The sequence below is a fragment of the Pigmentiphaga sp. YJ18 genome (genome assembly GCF_038066655.1).
GTDB lineage: Bacteria > Pseudomonadota > Gammaproteobacteria > Burkholderiales > Burkholderiaceae_B > Pigmentiphaga.
The window spans coordinates 1,304,714-1,322,839 of record NZ_JBBUKU010000001.1; the positions used below are offsets into that span (position 1 = coordinate 1,304,714).

18 protein-coding genes are annotated in these 18,126 nt (G+C 66.9%); 9 read left to right on the top strand and 9 right to left on the bottom strand.

All coding sequences use genetic code 11. The features are described 5' to 3' along the window. Window positions 1-36: 36 nt before the first annotated feature. From WKR98_RS06390 to WKR98_RS06400, 3 genes are all read left to right on the top strand, one after another. Complete coding sequence (locus WKR98_RS06390) at window positions 37-1,077, top strand: amidohydrolase family protein (protein WP_341432393.1); 1,041 nt, start codon at window positions 37-39, stop codon at window positions 1,075-1,077. 20 nt (window positions 1,078-1,097) lie between these two features. Next, window positions 1,098-2,078 carry a Bug family tripartite tricarboxylate transporter substrate binding protein gene (locus WKR98_RS06395; RefSeq protein ID WP_341432394.1) on the top strand — a complete coding sequence of 327 codons (981 nt, stop codon included), beginning with the start codon at window positions 1,098-1,100 and terminating at the stop codon, window positions 2,076-2,078. 63 nt (window positions 2,079-2,141) lie between these two features. Continuing rightward, window positions 2,142-2,675 carry a MarR family winged helix-turn-helix transcriptional regulator gene (locus WKR98_RS06400; RefSeq protein ID WP_341432395.1) on the top strand — a complete coding sequence of 178 codons (534 nt, stop codon included), beginning with the start codon at window positions 2,142-2,144 and terminating at the stop codon, window positions 2,673-2,675. Window positions 2,676-2,681: 6 nt separating this feature from the next. On the opposite strand, the gene WKR98_RS06405 is transcribed toward WKR98_RS06400, so the two are convergent. After that, a complete protein-coding gene (locus WKR98_RS06405) occupies window positions 2,682-3,224 on the bottom strand; it encodes a MarR family winged helix-turn-helix transcriptional regulator (RefSeq protein ID WP_124687352.1) in 543 nt (180 codons plus the stop codon). Between the two features lie 247 nt (window positions 3,225-3,471). Here WKR98_RS06405 and WKR98_RS06410 point away from each other — a divergent pair, with 247 nt between their 5' ends. From WKR98_RS06410 to pyrE, 6 genes are all read left to right on the top strand, one after another. Next, on the top strand, window positions 3,472-4,458 hold the full coding sequence (locus WKR98_RS06410; RefSeq protein ID WP_124687353.1) for a Bug family tripartite tricarboxylate transporter substrate binding protein: 987 nt from the start codon (window positions 3,472-3,474) through the stop codon (window positions 4,456-4,458). A 36-nt stretch (window positions 4,459-4,494) separates the two neighbouring features. After that, on the top strand, window positions 4,495-6,807 hold the full coding sequence (locus WKR98_RS06415; protein ID WP_341432396.1) for a xanthine dehydrogenase family protein molybdopterin-binding subunit: 2,313 nt from the start codon (window positions 4,495-4,497) through the stop codon (window positions 6,805-6,807). Beyond that, entirely contained in the window at window positions 6,800-7,666 is an 867-nt protein-coding gene (locus WKR98_RS06420; RefSeq protein WP_341432397.1) for an FAD binding domain-containing protein, read from the top strand. The genes WKR98_RS06415 and WKR98_RS06420 overlap by 8 nt, the downstream gene beginning before the upstream one ends. Window positions 7,667-7,676: 10 nt before the next feature. Continuing rightward, the gene (locus tag WKR98_RS06425) at window positions 7,677-8,153 is read left to right on the top strand and encodes a (2Fe-2S)-binding protein (RefSeq protein WP_341432398.1); all 477 of its coding nucleotides are present in this window, start codon (window positions 7,677-7,679) and stop codon (window positions 8,151-8,153) included. Continuing rightward, window positions 8,143-8,955, top strand: a complete 813-nt coding sequence (locus tag WKR98_RS06430; protein WP_341432399.1) for a CoxG family protein — start codon at window positions 8,143-8,145, stop codon at window positions 8,953-8,955. Before WKR98_RS06425 ends, WKR98_RS06430 begins: the two co-directional genes overlap by 11 nt. Before the next feature lie 150 nt (window positions 8,956-9,105). Then, window positions 9,106-9,777, top strand: coding sequence for an orotate phosphoribosyltransferase (gene pyrE / locus WKR98_RS06435; protein ID WP_124692172.1), 672 nt, complete (start codon window positions 9,106-9,108; stop codon window positions 9,775-9,777). A gap of 21 nt (window positions 9,778-9,798) precedes the next feature. On the opposite strand, the gene WKR98_RS06440 is transcribed toward pyrE, so the two are convergent. The 8 genes from WKR98_RS06440 to WKR98_RS06475 form a co-directional block, all read right to left on the bottom strand. Then, on the bottom strand, window positions 9,799-10,476 hold the full coding sequence (locus WKR98_RS06440) for an amino acid ABC transporter permease (protein WP_124687358.1): 678 nt from the start codon (window positions 10,474-10,476) through the stop codon (window positions 9,799-9,801). Beyond that, window positions 10,477-11,196: an amino acid ABC transporter ATP-binding protein gene (locus WKR98_RS06445; protein ID WP_124687359.1), complete on the bottom strand. Its 720-nt coding sequence runs from the start codon at window positions 11,194-11,196 to the stop codon at window positions 10,477-10,479. It abuts the gene before it with no gap. A gap of 9 nt (window positions 11,197-11,205) precedes the next feature. After that, window positions 11,206-11,859: an amino acid ABC transporter permease gene (locus WKR98_RS06450; RefSeq protein WP_341432400.1), complete on the bottom strand. Its 654-nt coding sequence runs from the start codon at window positions 11,857-11,859 to the stop codon at window positions 11,206-11,208. Window positions 11,860-12,000: 141 nt separating this feature from the next. Beyond that, on the bottom strand, window positions 12,001-12,741 hold the full coding sequence (locus tag WKR98_RS06455; protein WP_124687361.1) for a transporter substrate-binding domain-containing protein: 741 nt from the start codon (window positions 12,739-12,741) through the stop codon (window positions 12,001-12,003). A gap of 143 nt (window positions 12,742-12,884) precedes the next feature. After that, window positions 12,885-14,207: an HmuY family protein gene (locus WKR98_RS06460; protein WP_341432401.1), complete on the bottom strand. Its 1,323-nt coding sequence runs from the start codon at window positions 14,205-14,207 to the stop codon at window positions 12,885-12,887. Window positions 14,208-14,231: 24 nt separating this feature from the next. Next, the gene (locus WKR98_RS06465; protein ID WP_341432402.1) at window positions 14,232-16,283 is read right to left on the bottom strand and encodes a TonB-dependent receptor plug domain-containing protein; all 2,052 of its coding nucleotides are present in this window, start codon (window positions 16,281-16,283) and stop codon (window positions 14,232-14,234) included. A 175-nt stretch (window positions 16,284-16,458) separates the two neighbouring features. Continuing rightward, window positions 16,459-17,427 carry a Bug family tripartite tricarboxylate transporter substrate binding protein gene (locus tag WKR98_RS06470; protein ID WP_124687364.1) on the bottom strand — a complete coding sequence of 323 codons (969 nt, stop codon included), beginning with the start codon at window positions 17,425-17,427 and terminating at the stop codon, window positions 16,459-16,461. A gap of 35 nt (window positions 17,428-17,462) precedes the next feature. Beyond that, window positions 17,463-18,104, bottom strand: a complete 642-nt coding sequence (locus tag WKR98_RS06475) for an RraA family protein (RefSeq protein WP_124687365.1) — start codon at window positions 18,102-18,104, stop codon at window positions 17,463-17,465. Window positions 18,105-18,126 lie beyond the last annotated feature (22 nt).

The following is an 18,126-nucleotide window of genomic DNA, read 5'->3' on the forward strand; positions in this document are numbered from 1 at the left end:
CGTCGATGCAGGACAAGAGAAATGGAGCGGATTCGAATGACCACCAGGGACTATCAGCGCATCGCCGTCGAAGAGGCTTGGGCTCCGGAGGAGCTATTGCTTCGCTATCGCCGGGAACTCGAATCGACCTCCCGCAGCGATCCTGGATTTCGCAGCTTGTGGGGTTTCTACGGCGGCGACAGCGACCGTGCCACTCAGTTAGCGAAGCGGCTGCAAGATCTCGGGGAGCGGCGCCTGCGCGATATGGATGCCGCGGGTATCGATCGCCAGTTGGTGTTCCTGACGCCGCCCGGCGTGCAAATCTTTTCGGCGCCGCTGGCGACGTCGCTGGCGGCTTCCTGCAATGACCAACTGGCTGACGGCGTCCGTGGAGCGGGAGGCCGCCTGGCGGGGCTGGCTGCCGTCGCGCCTCAGGATCCGGCCGCTGCGGCGCTCGAACTCGAGCGCGCCGTGACGCGCCTTGGCCTGAAGGGGGTGGTGATCAATTCACACATTCAGGGCGAGTACCTGGACGATGAAAAATATTGGGAGATTTTTGCCGCCGCGCAGGCGCTGGACGTTCCTCTCTACCTGCATCCCAACACGCCTTCCCCGGGCCTGATCGAGCCATTGCTGTCACGCGGCCTGGAGGTGGGCATGTACGGCTTTGCCGTGGAAACCGGCTTGCATGCCCTGCGCATCATCGTATCGGGTGCGCTCGACAGGTTCCCACGGCTGCGTATCGTCCTGGGCCACCTAGGAGAGGGTCTGCCGTTCTGGTTCGACCGCCTGGACTATCTCCACGCGATCAACGTTCGCGCGAACCGCTATCCGGGCGTGCCGCCGTTGCAGCGCAAGCCGAGCGACTACCTGCGGGAGAACTTCTACTACACCACCAGCGGCATGCCCTGGGAGCCTGTCATCTCGTTCGTGCGCTCGGTGGTGGGCACGGAGCGGGTGATGTACGCGATGGACTACCCGTACCAGTACGTTCCGCAGGAGGTGGCCGAGATGGAGCGGATGCCGCTGAATGCCGGGGAGAAGCGTGCCTTTTTCCAGACCAACGCCGAGCGCGTGTTCGCGTTGCCCGCATATTGAACGAGACTATGGAGAACATCATGAAATGGATCCCGAGGGCGGTACTTGCGCTAGTCCTTTCCGCAGCCGCGCCGGGCGTGAACTCGCAGGTGCCCGGGGGGAGTTTTCCCAGCCGCCCTATCACCATCATCGTCCCCTATCCGGCTGGAGCGGGTACCGATGCGACGGCGCGCATCATCGCCCGGAGCATGTCCGAGCGGTTCCGGCAGCCTGTCGTCGTACAGAACAGGGCGGGCGCGGCGGGCATCATCGGCGTCGATCTGGTCGTCAAGGCGCCACCGGATGGCTACACGCTCTTGTTGACCACGGCCAATACACTGACCTCCAACGTTTCCCTGTACAAGAATCTGCCGTACGACCCCGGCGCGCAATTGGCCCCGATCTCGCTGGTCGGCAATGTGCCCGTGGTGCTGGCAGCCTTCCGGGACGTGCCGGCGAACAATGCGCCCGAACTCGTCGCGCTGGCCAAGGCCCACCCGGGGAAACTGACGTTCGGCTCGGCCGGTAACGGCACGGTCCTGCATCTGTCCGGAGAACTCTTCAAGTCGGCGACCGGTACGAACATCGTCCACGTGCCCTACAAAGGGATCGCTCCGTCGGTTGCCGCGGCGGCCGCGGGCGAAACGCAACTCGTCGTCGCGGACCTGACCACGGTCGAACCCATGGTCCAGGCGAAGCGCTTGAAGATCCTGGGCAACCTGGGCGCGGTGCGCTCGCCGCTGGCTCCCCGGATTCCCATCATGGCCGATGTCGGCATCGAGGGGGTGGAGGTCGGGGCATGGTCCGCCATGCTGGCGCCCGCGGGGACGCCCGAAACCGTGATGGCGGTGCTCGGCGCCACGTTGGCCGATACGCTTCGGAGCCAGGATGTACGCGACAATCTGCTCAAAATCTTCGTCGAACCCCAAGGTAGTACGCCGGACCAGCTCCGGGTCCTGATCGATGCCGATACCCGAAAGTGGCGGCGTGTCATTGCCGAGGCGGGAATCAAGATCGATTGAAGGGGCGATGGCGTCGCAGCGTCCCTGGTAAAGTTGCCGGATGCAGCGATCGCTACCGACCCCATGACCACATCAGCAAAGCGGCGGCCTCCCGGACGGCCGCGCTCGGAACCCTCCCCATGGGCGTCCGTCGAGCCAGATGGCTCCGACCTGGCGGTGGAGAATTTTCCCTCCACGCTTATCGTTCAACTGGCCAATGCCCTGCGCCGGACAGTGACCGCGCCTTATGCCGAGACGTTTGGCCTGACCGTCTCGGAGTGGCGCTTTCTGGCGATGCTGGCGCGGCTTGCACCGGCGCGATTCATCGATCTGGTCGACATTTCCGGGTCGGACAAGGCGCAAGTCAGCCGCGGCCTGCAAGCCTTGCTCGAACGCGGCCTGGCGGAGGTCTGCCCGGGTGCGGAAACCAGCAAGAAGAAACTCTCCTATCGACTTACGAAGGATGGCATGGCGCTGTACAAGCGGGTACTTCCCCATGCGCGCGCCAGGCAGGCGTCCCTGTTGGCGTGCCTGGGCAAGACCGAGCGCGCGGCCCTGTTTTCGGCCTTGAAGAAGCTTCAGAGAAAGTGCCAGGCCATGGAGGCCGAGCAGGAGTAGCGACCGCTATTGGCCATCGTCGGCCAGGGTGTCCTCTTCATCATGGCAGGCGCGACGCAGCTTGTGCAGCGTCCGGTACAGCACCTCCCGCTCTTCGTTGTCGAGCACGCGGATCATGGCGGCCTGGGCGCGCTGGGCGACCGGCATGGCGCGGTCATACAGCGCCTGGCCGTCGGCCGAGAGCCGGCAGGTCAGCCCCCGGCGCGGCGAGCCGGCCACCGGTTCGAGGATGACCAGGCCACGCGTTTCCAGCAGGCGCATGGCGCGGCTGACCAGCGACTTGTCGGTTTCCGAGCGCGTGACCAGTTCCGAGAAAGGCAGGCATTGCGCCTCGGCCACCACCGACAGCATGCGCCATTCGGCCATGGTCAATCCGAACTGGTCGGAATAGGGCAGGGTCACGACCCGGCGCAGCGAGTTGCCGGTGCGCACGACCAGCGTGGTGATGAAGTCGTCCACGGACAGGCCGGTTCCCTGTTCGTCGATGTCCGTCCACGGATGGTCGCCGGTGGAGGGGGGGCGGAGGGAGGCCTTCTTTTTCGGGGGCATGGATGGCGGTCGGCTAGAGGGTTCCGGCATGGGACGGAGGATTATTCCACAGTGCCGGGATCGTCATGTCTGACGGAATATTTCGAAATCCAAAAATATTTTGTTCCGGCTTGTCAATCGGTACAATCTTAGTGTTGATGCATCAACAAGAAAAGTGGATGATCGCGTTTCCTGTGTGAACAAGCGTTTCACCAGTGAATCGATGCTTATGTCTATCCGTACCCGATCGTCCCCTTCGGAGTCAGTGATGAATCTCTATCGCCGCCAGATGCTTGCCGCCGCCATGGCGATCACCACCTGCTGTGTCGGCCTGGGCGCTGCCCAGGCGGCCGGTTATCCCGCCAAGCCGATCACCGTCATCGTGTCCTACCCGCCAGGCGGAGACACCGACGCCATCGCGCGCCTGTTCGCCGAGAAGCTGGGCGAGCGCCTGAAGCAGTCGGTCATCGTCGAGAACAAGGGCGGCGCCGGCGGCACGGTGGGCAACGGCTATGTCGGACGCGCCGCGCCCGACGGCTACACGCTGCTGTTCACGCCCAATCCTTTCACCACCGCGCCCATGGTGCTGGGCCTGTCGCCCGCCCAGAGCTACGACGTGCTGAACGGCTTCGAGCCCGTCAACCAGACCGCCGTGCAGCCGCTGGTGCTGGTGGCCAATCCCAAGACCGGATTCAAGACGGTCAAGGACATGATCGACGCCGCCAAGGCCGGCAAGACGGTGTCCTACGCCACCCCGGGCGCGGGTTCACCCATGCACGTGATCGCCGAATGGCTCAACCGCGAGGCCAAGGTATCCATCCAGCACGTGCCCTACCGCGGCGTGGGCCCCTCGGTGACCGACGTCGTCGCCGGCCACGTGGATACCGCCTGGGTCACGCTGGGCCCGGTCACGCAGTACTTCGCCGCCGGCCGCCTGGTGCCGCTGGCCATCGGCGATGCCAAGCGGTCGCCGCTCGCGCCCAACATCCCGACCCTGGTCGAGTCCGGCTACAAGGACATCGTGGTGGGATCGTGGAACGGTTTCTTCGCGCCCAAGGGCACGCCCGCCGATGTCGTCAAGCTGCTGAACGGCCACCTGAACGAGATCCTGAAGCAGCAGGACGTGATCCAGAAGCTGGCTACCTACGGCGCATTCCCGCACGGCGGCGAACCCGCCGAACTCGGCCGCACCAATGCACGCGAGTATGAAGTGGTGGGCGGCATCATCAAGTCCCTGGGCATCAAGGCGCAGTAAGCCCGCCATGCAGGGACCGAGCAACAGGAGGTCAGGATGAACGCATCCACGCTGGGCAAGGCCATTCCCCAGGTCAACGCGCGCGCCAAGGTACTGGGGCGCGCGCAATATGCCGGCGACGTGAAGGTCGCCGGGATGCTGCACGGCAAGGTGCTGCGCAGTCCCTATCCGCATGCGCGCATCGTCCGTATCGACGTCTCGGCGGCGCTTGCGCTGCCGGGTGTCAAGGCGGTGCTGACGGGCGCGGATGCGCCGCGCGCCATGTGGGGGGTGCATCACAAGGAACGGCGCATCCTGGCCGAGGGCGTCGTGCGCTTCGCCGGAGAGGAAGTGGCCGCGGTAGCGGCCACGACCGAGGAGATCGCGCGCGATGCCCTCGACCTGATCGCGGTCGAGTACGAGGAGCTGCCGGCCATCCTGACGCCCGACGAGGCGCTGGATGAAGAGGCGCCCGGCGTGCATCCCGGCCGCAACAATGTCTCGCACGAGATCAAGTTCCATCTCGGCGACGTGGATGCGGGGTTCGCCAAGGCGGATCTCGTCTACGAGGCGACATACGACTGCCATGCCCAGTACCCCGGGTATCTCGAGCCCATGGCGACGGTGGCGACTATCGATCCGGACGGGCGCCTCCAGGTATGGACGTCCACGCAATCCATATTCCAGGCGCGGATGCGCCTCGCGGCGGCGCTCGAGATGCCCGTCTCGAGCATCCGTGTCATGCAGGCCACGACCGGGGGCGGCTTCGGCGGGAAGATGGTGGAGGACGCCAACAACCTGATCGCCGGCCTGCTGGCGGTCAGAACCGGCCGGCCCGTGCGGGTGGTGAACAACCGCCTGGAGGATTTCCTGGCCTGCTGTTCCAGCGTACCCGAGCGGATCACGCTGAAGCTGGGCATGGCCAGGGACGGCCGCATCGTCGCCAAGGACGTGCGTATCGTTGCCGAATGCGGCGCCTACAGTGGCCTGTCGGCCGAGGTGATGCACGTGACGGCCATGCGAAGCGACAACATGCATCGCCTGGAGAATGTGCGTTCGCATGCGACGCTGGTCTATACCAACAACCCGCCGCATGGCGCGTTCCGAGGATTCGGCGGCGCGCAGATGCAGTTCGCGCTCAACAGCCACATCCACATGATGGCTGAACAGTTGGGACTGGATCCGGTGGCGATCCACAAGCTCAACGCGCACGAGGCGGGGGATACCTCGATACATGGCTGGAAGATAGGCAGTACCGGCCTGCGCGAATGCATAGACCAGTGCATAGACGCCATCCAGTGGAAGGCCAAGCGCGCCAGCAAGGGTAATCAGGTCAGGGGCTCCAGGCCTCGCGGCGTCGGCATGGCTGCCGCGATGCACGTCAGCGGAAATCGCACCATCGGCAATTGGGACGGCTCGACGGTGATCGTCAAGATCAACGAGGACGGCCGCGCGGTGATCCACAGCGGCGAATGCGACATGGGGCAGGGCGCCATGACCATGCTGAGCCAGGTCGTCGCTCATGAGCTGAACATTCCCCTGGACCACGTGCACGTGGTCGCGCCGGATACCGACATTTCGCCGTACGCCATCGGCTCGCTGGCCTCGCGCGTGACGATCGCGGCGGGCAATGCGGCCATTCTGGCCGCGCGCAAGGCGCGCGAGGCGCTGATCGGGCTTGCCGCAACGAAGCTGGAGGTCCCGGCAGACGACCTGGAGATCGTGGACGGCTTCATCCGCTCCCGGAGCGCGCCCGACAAGCGCGCCACCATCGCCGAGATCGCCAAGCTGCACATCTGGCGCCACGACGGCGAAGGCCTGCAGGTCAGCGCCACCTGGGACGCCAAGACCGTCATGCACGGCGACGTCCACGGCAACATCGCGCCGGCGCACTCTTACGCGGCGCAGGCCGTGGAGGTCGAGGTCGACACCGAGACCGGCCAGGTCACGGTGCTGGATTCCTACGTGTCGGACGACTGCGGCAAGGCCTTCAACCCGCTGGCCGTGCACGGCCAGAGCAATGGCGCGGCGGCGCAGGCGATGGGCTGGGCGCTGTACGAGCAATTGCAGCTGGAGAACGGCCGGCTGGCCAACGGCAATTTCGCCGACTACAACATGCCCACCGCCGATTCCATTCCGCTGCTGCGTTCGGGCATCGTCGAATCCAACGATCCCAATGGACCCTATGGCGCCAAGGGCGCGAGCGAGACGGCCATCCTGCCGGGCGCGCCGGCCATCGCCAACGCGGTCTACGACGCCATCGGCGTGCGGATCACGGACCTGCCGATCACGCCCGAGAAGGTGCTGGCGGGCTTGCGCGCGCAGCGCCAGGCCCGCGAACAGGAACAAGGAGGCTCCCGCCATGCGTGATTTCGATTTCCTCGAGCCGGCATCGGTGGCCGAGGCCAGCCGCATGCTGGCGGACCTGGGCGAGGACTGCCGGGTCATGGCCGGAGGCACGGCGCTGATGCTGGCCATGCGCCAGCGCATGCTGGTGCCCTCGCACATCATCTCGGTCGCGCGTATCGAGGCCTTGCGCGGGATCCGCTTCGATCCCGTGGAAGGCCTGCGCATAGGCGCGCTGGCGCGCCACACGGACGTGGCCGATTCGGCGGTGGTGAAACAGCACTATCCCATGCTGGCGGCCATGGCGGCCCAGGTCGCCAATCCCCAGGTGCGCAACCAGGGCACGCTGGGCGGCAATCTCTGCTATGCCGACCCGTCCACCGACCCGCCCACCTGCCTGATGTCGCTGGACGCGCGGGTGGTGCTGGGCAGCGTCCGCGGCCAGCGGGTGCTGTCCATCGAGGAGTTCCTGGTGGACTACTACGTGACCGCCATCGAACCCGACGAGATCGTGGTCGAGATCCGCGTGCCGGCGCCACCGGCCGATTTTTCCGGCCTGTACACCCGCTTCCTGCGCACCGCCGCCGAGCACCGGCCCTTGATCGGCCTGTCGCTGGCCACGCGCCGCAGCGGCGGCACCTGCCGCGAGGCCATCCTGGCGGTGGGCGCCTCCACGCCCATTCCCTGCCGCGTGCCGCGCGCCGAACACTTTCTGGCGGGCAAGACCATCACGCCCGAGGTGGCAGCCGAAGCCGCGGACATCGTCGCCGCCGACATCCAGCCCGTATCCGACGCGCGGGGGTCCGACGAGTTCCGCCGCGACACGGTGCGGGTGGTCGCCAGGCGCACCATCGCCGGCCTGTACGGGCTGGCCACGGATTGAGGAAAAGGCCATGAGCAAGCACCTGATCGAAGTCACCGTCAACGGTGAACAGCACAGCGCCGAGGTCCCCGCGCGCCGCATGCTGTCGGATTTCCTGCGGGACGACCTGAACCTGACCGGCACCAAGCGCGGCTGCGAAACCGGCATCTGCGGCGCCTGCTCGGTGCTGGTGGACGGCGAGGTGGTCAAGTCCTGCCTGTCTCTGGCGGTGCAGGCCAACGGCCGCAACATCACGACGGTGGAGGGCCTGGCCAAGGGCGACGAACTCCATCCCCTGCAGCAGAGCTTCATGGAGTGCGGCGGCCTGCAATGCGGCTACTGCACGCCAGGCATGCTGATGACGGCCTGCCACCTGCTCGAGCGCAACCCCCGGCCCACGGCCGACCAGGTCCGCGAAGGACTGAACGGCAACCTGTGCCGCTGCACGGGCTATGCCCAGATCGTCGAGTCCATCCTCGACGCTTCGGAGAAAATGCGTGGAAATTGAAAAAGTCTTAACGGTGGCGGCCCCGGCCGCCAAGGTCTGGGACATGCTGCTGGACCCCACGGTAATGGCCAGCTGCGTGCCCGGGATGAAGTCCATCGAGGTGGTCAGCGACGTCGAGTACAACGCCGTCATCCACGTCAAGATCAGCTTCATCAGCGCCAAGTTCAAGCTCAGGACGCGCATCGTCGAGCAGCGCGCCCCCGAATACCTGCGCGCCGAGGGCACCGGCGAGGACTCCTCGGTGGCCAGTTCGCTCAAGCAGCAGAGCGAGATCTTCCTGACGGCGCTGCCCGACGGACAGACCGAGCTGCGCACCAAGGTCACGGTCGACGTGCTGGGCCGGCTGGGGACCTTCGGCCTGAGCGTCATGAAGACCAAGGCCGACCGGATGTGGGAAGAGTTCAGCCAGAACCTGGCGACCCGCCTGGCCGGCGGCGAGATCCCCGGCGCGGCCCAGGTGACCGTGACGCGCAGGGACGCGGCGGAAGGCGCCCCGGCTCCGGTGGCCGCCCCGGCGGCGGCGCCCGCCCGTCCGGCCGCGGTGGCCAGCCCGGCCGTGCCCGTGGCGCCCGCGGCGCCGCAGGCTGCCGCCGCCCCGGCCGCCCGGGTCAACGGCCAGCCGGCCAGCCACGCCTCGGTCTCCGACGGCGGCTGGTGGTCGCGCCTGCTGGGAGGCCGCGGCGGCGCCTCCGGACGCAGCATCCACATCGAACTGCGCCGTGGCGATACCGCCCTGACCGTGGATTGGCCGGTGGAGGAGGCGGGCGAGTGCGCCGCCTGGCTGCGGGACGTTTTGAAGTAGATTCGCCCGGGGGGCCCGAGCCGTTTTACAATCACGCTGGCCCATCGCGCCGCCGGGGGAAGGCCTTCCCCCGTGCCGTTGTGACTTCGTACCGTGACCGCCGTGCCCCAGACCGCTACCGCCCCCCGTCCCGCCGACACCGAGCCCTCGATCGACGAGAGCCGTTTCCGTACCGATTTCGTCCGCTTCGCCACCGAGCTGGGCGTGCTGCGATTCGGCGCGTTCACGACCAAGGCGGGCCGGCTGAGTCCCTACTTCTTCAACGCCGGACTGTTCAACAGCGGCGCGGCCGTGGGACGGCTGGCCGAGTTCTACGCCCAGGCGCTGCTGGCCTCGGACGTCGAATTCGACATGCTGTACGGCCCGGCCTACAAGGGCATCCCGCTGGTTACCGCCACCGCGGTCGCGCTGGCCGCCCGCGGCCGCGACGTGCCCTTCGCGTTCAACCGCAAGGAAGCCAAGGACCACGGCGAAGGCGGTTCGCTGGTCGGCGCGCCGCTGGAAGGCCGCGTGGTCATCATCGACGACGTGATCTCGGCCGGCACCTCGGTGCGCGAATCGGTGCGCCTGATCCAGGCCGCCAAGGCCAAGCCGGCCGCCGTGCTGATCGCGCTGGACCGCATGGAGCGGGTCGGCCCCGACGACGCCCTGTCCGAGCACTCGGCGGTGCAGGACGTGGTGCACACCAACGGCTGCCCGGTGGTCAGCATCGCCTCGCTGGACGACATCCTCGACATGATCCAGCAGGGCGGCGGGGGCGGTGAATTCGAACAGCACCGCGAGGCGGTGCTGGCATACCGGGCGCGCTACGGAGTGATCTGAGCCCCGGGGCCTGGACAGGCCCTAGATGCGCCGCGTCCCCGGCAGGATCAGCCGCCGCTCCAGCTGGCGCGCGGCCAGCACGATGACCGACACCAGCGCCAGGTAGACCAGGCCGGCCAGCACATAGGCCTTGAAGAACTGGAAGTTGCGGATCGCCATGTCCTGGATCTGGGCGAAGAACTCGGTGTACTGGATCAGGAAGGCTACCGAGCTGTCCTTCAGGTTCAGGATCACCTGGTTGGACAGCGCCGGAATCGACAGCCGCAGCACCTGCGGCAACGTGATCAGGCGGAAGATCTGCGGCGCCGAGAATCCCTGCGCCCGCGCCGCTTCCAGTTCGTCCCGGTCCAGCCCGCGATACGCCGTGGCCAGGTAGCGCGCGTTGTAGGCCGCCACGTTCATCGTGAAGCCGATGATCGCCACGGTCAGCGGCGAGGGGCGCAGCCCCCATTGCGGCAGGCCGTAGTACATCAGGAAGAGCAGGGCGATCAGCGGCGTGCCGATGAAGAACGAGATGTAGCCTTCCGTCAGGCGGCGGCACAGGCGGCTGGGGCTGAGCGTCAGGTAGAACACCAGGATGCCGCCCAGCAGGCCGGTTACCGTGATGACGGCGGCCAGCAGCAGCGTATGTTCCAGGCCGAGCAGGATCTGCGGCCCGAACTCCGCGACTTGCCCGAGAAAGGTCAGCAGGCCGTCCATTCAGCTGAAGAACGCGCGGATGCGGGGATCGGCGTGGTCGCCGAACAACTCGGCCGCCTCGCCTTCGGCCAGGATCTCGCCCTGGTCCAGGAACAGCACGCGGCCCTGGACCGTGCGCGCCAGCGTCAGGTCATGGGTCACGCACAGCATCGACACCTTGTCCCGGCGCAACTGGTTGATGACGTTGATGATCTCGCGCGACATGACCGGATCCAGCGCCGAGGTGGGTTCGTCGAAGAACAGCACCGCCGGATCCATCGCCAGCGCCCGCGCGATGGCCACCCGCTGCTTCTGCCCGCCCGAGAGCTGCGCCGGGTATTTCTGCGCGTGCTCGGCCAGGTTCATGCGGCCCAGTTCGTGCATGGCCCGTTCGTTGGCGGCGGCGGTCGCCATGCCGCGCAGCTTGCGCAGGCCCAGCGTCACGTTCTCGAGCGCGGTCAGGTGGCGGTACAGGGCGAAGTTCTGGAACACGAAGCCGATGCGCTGGCGCAGGGCCCGCACGTCGGTGTCCGGGCGCATGACGTCCTCGCCCCGGAAAATGATCTGCCCGGACGTGGGCGTGACCAGCCGGTTCAGGCAGCGCAGCAGGGTCGACTTGCCGCAGCCCGAGGGACCCATCACCACCTTGAGTTCGCCTTCCTCCAGGTCCAGGTCGATGCCGTTGAGCACCGTCCGGCCGTCGTAGGCCATCTTCAGATCGCGGACTGTCAGTAGCGCCATGGCCGTTTCTCAATGCTCCGTCAGGCCCGGCACGCGGCAGCGCTTCTCCAGCGCCCAGATCGCCGTCACCAGTATCTTGTAGATCGCGAAGTACACCAGGCCCACGGCGAAATAGATCTCCACGCCGCGCAGCGTGGCGGCGGACAGCGCCATGGCCTGTTTCATGACTTCGGGGATGCCCACCGTGTAGCCGAAGGGCGAGTACTTCAGCACGGTGGTGAATTCGTTGACCATGCCCGGCACCGAGAACCGCAGCATCTGCGGCAGCTCGATGTAGGCGAAGATCTGCACCCGGCTCATGCCCATCGCCTCGGCCGCCAGCACCTCGCTGGCCTCGACCGAATCCAGCGCGCCGCGGAACACCTCGCCCAGATAGGCGCCGGTGATCAGCCCCAGGCTCAGCATCATCGACACCAGCGGCGGCACGCCGACGCCGATGGTGGGCAGCCCGAAGAACACGATGAACAGCAGCACCAGCACCGGAATGCCGCGGAAGACGTAGGTGAATACCCCAAGCACCCCATCCACCGCCCGCCACCCCAGCCGCCCCAGGATGGCGATCGCCAGTCCCACGACCACGCCGGTGGCGCTGCAAGCCAGCGTCACCAGGACCGTATATCCAACCCCCGTCCCCAGCAGCCCGAATATTCGCGCGATATCCATCGCGCTATACCGTACCTATGGGGCAAAGCTCCACCGCACCGACCCAAGACAGCGGCACCAGACCCAGGATGCGGTGGATCCGGCTCCGCCGGTCCACCCGCATCGCCCCCTGGGGGGCGCCCGAAGGGCGTACGGGGGGGACTATTGCATCCATTTGTTGATGATGGCCTGCACGCCCTCGGGCTTGAGCTCGTTCGCCATGTAGTTGTCGAAGTCCTCGCGCAGCTTGGAGCCCTTGGGGAAGGCGAAGCCGAAGCGGTCGAAGCCGGTGAAGACGTAGCTGTCCTGGATGGGCAGCGTCTTGCGGTAGACCGAGGCCACGGTGCCGTCCAGGAAGGCGAGGTCCAGGTTGCCGTTCTGCAGGTCGGACAGCACCTCGTTATAGGACGGGTACATCTTGACCTTGTCGAGCGTATAGACGCCCTTGGGCGTCAGGTCGTTCTTGATGAAGTCGCTGTAGGCCATGCCGCGCGGATAGCCGACGCTGTACTTCTTCATCTCGGCCAGGTCGTCGAACTTGATGTTGCGGCTCTTCAGGCTGACCAGGTTCCAGGTGTTCTCCATGTAGGGCTTGGAGAAATCCATGACCTCTTCGCGCTGCTTGGTGATGGAGATGCCGGAGAACGCCACGTCGGCCTGCTTGCTGACCACCGCGCCCAGCATGCCTTGCCAGTCGTAGGCCGTGATCTTGAGCTTGCAGCCCCGGGCCTTGCAGTAGCTCTCGAAGATATCGAGGTCCAGGCCCTTGGTGGTGCCGTTCTCCTCGAACAGGTTGGGCGGGGAAGCCGGCGATACCGCTACCTTGATTTCCTTGTCGGCGCTTTTTTCGGAACACGCAGCCAATAGCAGGACGAGGCTCAACAGGCCGATGAGCTTACGCATGGGGGACTCTCCAGAGGGTGGGGGGGGGTGGAGACGGCGAGCAATGCTGCGCGAAATATTAGCAGAGGGGCGCACGCTTTCGCGACGAAAAAAAACCGCCGTCCCGAAGGACGGCGGTAAAGGTACAACCGCTCCAAAACTAATCAGTCGGCGGCTGGCTGGAGATCGTAGGCGAAGGTCCACGTCTGGGCGCTGTTGGCGTCCTGGGGATCGGCGTAGGTGATGCCGGTCAGGTGCAGGCGCGTGTAGCTGCTGCCTTCGCCGTTGCGGATCAAGGTGCCGTTGGCCGGGTTGGCGCTGATGATGTGGGCGACTTCCGGCAGCCCGGCGTTCTTGGCGGCGGCCGCGGTGGGGTAGTAGGTGTACCAGCCGTAGCTCAGCGGATTGGGGTAGGCGCCCTGCACGGCGGGGTTCAGCGCCGAGGAGTTGCTGTCCTTGACCCATGCGGAGGTCCGGGCCGGCGTGGCCAAGTCGGCGGCGGTCAGTTCGGCTTCGGTGTCCGAGATGCTGGTCGTGCTGGTGAACTTGGCGGCAATGGGCTTGCCGGTGGAGTCGTAGAAGCCGGCCGGGGTCTTGCCGAGGAAGCCGGCGACGGTGCCGGTGCCCGACGATCCGCCGTTCAGCTTGACGTTGTAGCGGTTGAAGGCGATGTGCCATGCGCCGCTCTGGTCCACGGTACGTTTGTTGACCAGGTCGTAGTAGACCCAGCCGCTGGTGGCGTCGACCGTGGCGGTCTGGATGATGGGGGCGGTTGTCCGGGTCGCCCAGCGGAACGAGATGTGGCCGGAGGTCGTGCCGCCCGGGCCGCCATAGTAGCCGGTGACCTGCAGGGCGAACACGCCATCGCCGGTGGTGACCGGCGTGGTGGTCGATCCGACCACCGCGGCGCTGTTGGCGGTGATCAGGAAGACGCGGAAGTTGGGGTAGAGGCTGTGGTCGGTGGAGCTGCCGGTCACCCCGTATTCGAACGCGGCGGCGCGGATGTCGTTGGTACCGGTGAACACGCTGGCCGCGGCATCGGCGGCGTAGACGGTGGCGGGAAGGGCCGCGCCGCTGGTGGGGTCCGTCGTGGCGCTTTGATAGGTCTTCAGTTCGGTCCAGGTGTGTTCGAACGGTCCGCCGAAGGCGCCGCCCGATCCTGTTCCGCTGGTGCCGCTGTTGGTCCATAGCGTGCCGGTCAGGCCGCTGCTGGTCAGTTTCAGGTCCCAGGTATTGCCGGAGCAGCTGGCGACGGCCGCCTTGGTGTCGAAGTCATAGCAGACCGAGGCGCCGGCTGCGGGCAGCGTGAATGTCCATTCGCCGCTTTGCGTGAACTTGTTGGTGGGCGTGGGCGTGGTGCCGCCGCCGTCCCCGCCGCCATTGTTGCCGCCGCCCCCGGTGCTGCCGCCATCGCCACCGCCGCCGCAGCCCGCGAGCGCCAGGGCGGCGCACAGGGCGCCGAGCGTGAACAAGGATCTGGATTGCATGATGGGTTCCCCCCTAGGAAAAGGTTATTGGGTCGAGCCGAAGGCGTAGCGCGCCCCGACGTAGATGAAGCGGCCTCGGAGCGGGCCGAAATCGGTTGGGTTGGAGAAGTCGCGCTGGCGGTCGAACAGGTTGTTGATGCCGGCGAACACCGTGAGCTGGCGGCCGATCTTCTGGTTCACCATCAGGTCCAGCGTGGTCCAGCCCGGCGAGCGGCCGCCGCCGCCCGAGCCGCCGTTGGACTGCGCGACGTCGTCGGACGAGATCAGTTCGCTGCTCTGGATGCGGGTGCGCACGGATACCGTGGTGTCGGGCAGGGCGCGCCAGTCGGCGCCGACGCGGCCGATGTGGCGCGGCCGCCGGGTCAGTTCGCCGCCGGTGTCCAGGTTCTTGGCGTCGGTGAAGGTGTAGCCGACGTTCAGCGCGAGGGCGGGTGTGGCCTGCCAGCGCAAGCCGGTCTCGATGCCCTGGGTGCGGGCGCGCGCGATGTTGCGGTAGGTGTAGGCCGTGACGCCATCGATGATGGTGGTGTTGCTCATGTCCGTCTGGATCAGGTCCTTCACCCGGTTCATGAAGGCATTGACCTCGAACGTGACGTCCTGGCGGAAGGTCAGGGTGCCGCCCAGCTGGAAGCTGTTGGACGCCTCGGGCTTCAGGTCGGGATTGCCCAGCACCATGTAGCCCAGGGCGCTGTGGTCGAACAGGTAATAGCGTTCCTTCAGGTTGGGCACGCGATAGCCCTGGCCGAAACTTGCCCGCAGCACGCCGCTCCAGTTCTGGGTGTTGAGCAGCTTGCCGCGCAGGCTGGCCTTGGGCGCGAAGTGGCCGCCGAAGTCGGAGTCGTCCTGGTAGCGGGCGCCCAGCAGCAGTTCCCAGGTGTCGTTGAAGATGATGTCGTTCTGGGCGAAGACTTCCTTGCTGGAACGGTCGACCGAGCCGCTGCGCACGAATTCGGAGACGCCGTTGTTGTCCTGCTTGAGGTCTTCGTAGTGGTAGTCGGCGCCGAATTGCCACAACTGGTTGCGCCAGGCCGGCAGGTCCACCTGCGCGGTCAGGTGCCCCATTTCCTGCTTGGCGGTGCGGCGCGTGGTCGCGAATTCGTTGGAGTAGGCCTGGGAAGTGCTGTCGTAGCGTTCGCCCACGCCCTTCAATTGCAGCCTGGTGCCGTTGCCCAGTTCCCACTGGCCGCCTCCGGTGAGGCGCTTGCGTTCGATGGTTTCGGTCTTGCGCTGCGGCAGCAGGTTGGGCGGCACGAAGGTGGTGTAGCGCTGGGTATCGTCCTCGCGGTAGACGCTGCCGTCCACGAAGTAGCGCTGGCGGGCGCCGGGCAGCCAGTCCACGCGCGCCGAATACTGCTGGCGGCGGATCTCGTCGCCCTGGCGGCTCCAGGCGTCGGGGTTGATGCCGAAGCCGTCATCGTCCAGCACGTCGGCCGCGATGCGGCCGCGCAGTTGTTCGTTGCCACCCTGGATGGAGAACTGGCCGTGCCGGTTGGCCGGCCGCCACGAACCGCCCTTGCTGTTCTGGCTGCCGTAGCTGCCGGCGTCCAGCGTGGCCGTGCCCGACAGGCCGGGCTGCGCGGGGCGGGTGATGACGTTGATGACGCCGCCCATGGCCGAACTGCCGTATTGCGCCGAGGTGGCGCCCTTGACCACTTCGATGTGGTCGACGTCGGTCAGCAGGTACTGGCTCAGGTCCACCGTGGAGCCGGTGCTGGCCGAGATCGGCAGGCCGTCGATCAGCACCAGCACCTGGTCGCTGCTCAGGCCCTGCAGCGACAACTCGTAGCCCGACTTGCCGTGGATCTCCCGCAACTGCAGGCCGGGGATGTTCTCCAGCGCCTGGGTCAGGGTACGGGCGTGGGTGCGCTCGATTTCCTCGCGGGTGACGATTTCGGTGCGGATGGGCGTGTCGTCCAGCGTTTTTTCGGTGCGGGTGCCGGTGACGACGACGGGGGCCAGGGTGTGGGCCTCCTGCGCCACGGCGACGGCGGCCGTGGCCAGGGGAGCGCTCAGCGCGAGATGGAGCGCCCGGCGCAGGCGCGACGGCGTGGAGCGTGGGGAGGACGGACGGGACATGAAACCAACCGGGCCGCTAGGGCGTAGACGAACGAAGCCGAGATTCTTGAGCAAATACGGATTTTAATCAAGATTAATTCTCACTATCATTTATGTTTTGATTTATAAAAGAGGGCAAAAAAACGCCCGGAACCGGGCAAGCCGGTCGCGGGCGTCGGGGGGAAGCCGGGGAAGCTCAGTCGATCTTCAGGTTCTCTTCCTTGATCAGCCGGCCCCATTTCTCGGTGTCCTGCTTGGTGCGGGCGTCCAGTTCGGCGGGGGTGCTGGCGATCAGGTCCACGCTCTGTTCCCGCATGCGGGCGACCAGCGCGGGGTCGGTCAGCGTCTTGCGCAGTTCGGCATTGAGCTTGTCGATGACGGGTTGCGGCGTGCCCGTGGGCGCGTACAGGCCGTACCAGGTGGTGTATTCCATGCCGGGCAGCGTGGCCGAGATCAATGGCAGGCTGGCGGTGTCCGACGCCTTGCTGGGAGCCGTCAGCCCCAGCGCCCGGATCGAACCCTTGTCGATCAGCGCCTTCAGCGACGGCATGCTGCTGAACAGGGCCTGGACCTCGCCCGAAGCCAGGTCCACCATGACCTGCGAAGTGCCCTTGTAGGGGATGTGCTCGATCTGGGTGCGGCTCAGGGCCTTGAACAGCTCCATGCCCAGGTGCGCCACGCCCCCGGTGCCGGCCGAACCGAAGTTCACCTTGCCCGGATGCCGGCGGGCATAGTCGATCAGTTCCTGCACGCTGGTGACGGGGATCTTCGTCGTCGCCACCAGCACGTGGGGACTGCTGGACACCATGCCGACCGGCACCAGGCGTTTCATCGCCTCGGCGCTGCTGCGCATGGTCAGCGGCTGGATGGTGACGTTGCCGGACGCCGCCATCAGCAGCGTGTAGCCGTCGGGGGCCGCGCGGCCCACGGCGTTCATGGCCGGGACGCCGTGGCCGCCGCCCATGTTTTCGACCACGATGGTCTGGCCCAGTTGCTGGCCCAGCTTGGAGGCGACTTCGCGCGCCACCACGTCGGCCGGGCCGCCGGCGGCGAACGGCACGACGAAGCGCAGGGACTTGGCGGGATAGGATTGCGCGCCGGCGGTGGGCGCGGCGCACAGGGCCAGGGCCGCGAGAGCGCCGGCCAGGAGGGGGCGTCGATACATGGATTGTCTCCGGTTCGTTATCGGGTAGGCGCGCGTCATGCGCGCTGGCGGGGGGCCACGGCAATGGCGGCGCGGGCCAGGTCCGCGTCCAGCCAGGCGGGCTTGAGTTCGCCGCGGGCGATGGCGGCCATGCGCTCCTGCTCGCGCAGGTACTTCGCGTGCGCGGCGGCCAGCAGTTCGTCCTTGCGTTCCACCGGCACGACCACGACGCCGTCGCAGTCGCCGTGGATCCAGTCGCCCGCGCGCACGGGGGCGCCCGCGCAGACGATCGGGTGCAGCACGCCGCCGTCGCCCTTCTTCGAGGGGCCGGCCGGGTGCGTTCCCGCCGCGAAGACGGGCAGGCCCAGTTCGACCAGTTCCAGGCTGTCGCGGATGGCGCCGTCGATGACCACGCCGGCCAGGCCGGCAGCCTTGGACTGGGTGGTCATGATGCCGCCCATGACGGCGCGTTCCAGGTAGGCCTGGGCATCGATCACCAGCACCTCGCCGGCGCGGGTCAGGGTCAGCGCGTGGTGGATGGCGAGGTTGTCGCCCGGCGGGACGGATACCGGCAGCGCGGGTCCCCAGAGCCGCCAGGCGGGGTCCAGCGGCTTGATGCGCGCGGCCAGCGCGTGGGCGCCGACGTCGGCCAGCAGGGAAGAGGCCAGCCAGTCGGGATGATCGAAGGCGGATGTCATGCGAGCTCCTGGGAAGGACGGC

Coding starts and splice junctions, on each gene's coding strand:
- WKR98_RS06390 (WP_341432393.1), top strand. CDS start 37: ATGACCACCAGGGACTATCAGCGCATCGCCGTCGAAGAGGCTTGGGCT.
- WKR98_RS06395 (WP_341432394.1), top strand. CDS start 1,098: ATGAAATGGATCCCGAGGGCGGTACTTGCGCTAGTCCTTTCCGCAGCC.
- WKR98_RS06400 (WP_341432395.1), top strand. CDS start 2,142: ATGACCACATCAGCAAAGCGGCGGCCTCCCGGACGGCCGCGCTCGGAA.
- WKR98_RS06405 (WP_124687352.1), bottom strand. CDS start 3,224: ATGCCCCCGAAAAAGAAGGCCTCCCTCCGCCCCCCCTCCACCGGCGAC.
- WKR98_RS06410 (WP_124687353.1), top strand. CDS start 3,472: ATGAATCTCTATCGCCGCCAGATGCTTGCCGCCGCCATGGCGATCACC.
- WKR98_RS06415 (WP_341432396.1), top strand. CDS start 4,495: ATGAACGCATCCACGCTGGGCAAGGCCATTCCCCAGGTCAACGCGCGC.
- WKR98_RS06420 (WP_341432397.1), top strand. CDS start 6,800: ATGCGTGATTTCGATTTCCTCGAGCCGGCATCGGTGGCCGAGGCCAGC.
- WKR98_RS06425 (WP_341432398.1), top strand. CDS start 7,677: ATGAGCAAGCACCTGATCGAAGTCACCGTCAACGGTGAACAGCACAGC.
- WKR98_RS06440 (WP_124687358.1), bottom strand. CDS start 10,476: ATGGACGGCCTGCTGACCTTTCTCGGGCAAGTCGCGGAGTTCGGGCCG.
- WKR98_RS06445 (WP_124687359.1), bottom strand. CDS start 11,196: ATGGCGCTACTGACAGTCCGCGATCTGAAGATGGCCTACGACGGCCGG.
- WKR98_RS06450 (WP_341432400.1), bottom strand. CDS start 11,859: ATGGATATCGCGCGAATATTCGGGCTGCTGGGGACGGGGGTTGGATAT.
- WKR98_RS06455 (WP_124687361.1), bottom strand. CDS start 12,741: ATGCGTAAGCTCATCGGCCTGTTGAGCCTCGTCCTGCTATTGGCTGCG.
- WKR98_RS06460 (WP_341432401.1), bottom strand. CDS start 14,207: ATGCAATCCAGATCCTTGTTCACGCTCGGCGCCCTGTGCGCCGCCCTG.
- WKR98_RS06465 (WP_341432402.1), bottom strand. CDS start 16,283: ATGTCCCGTCCGTCCTCCCCACGCTCCACGCCGTCGCGCCTGCGCCGG.
- WKR98_RS06470 (WP_124687364.1), bottom strand. CDS start 17,427: ATGTATCGACGCCCCCTCCTGGCCGGCGCTCTCGCGGCCCTGGCCCTG.
- WKR98_RS06475 (WP_124687365.1), bottom strand. CDS start 18,104: ATGACATCCGCCTTCGATCATCCCGACTGGCTGGCCTCTTCCCTGCTG.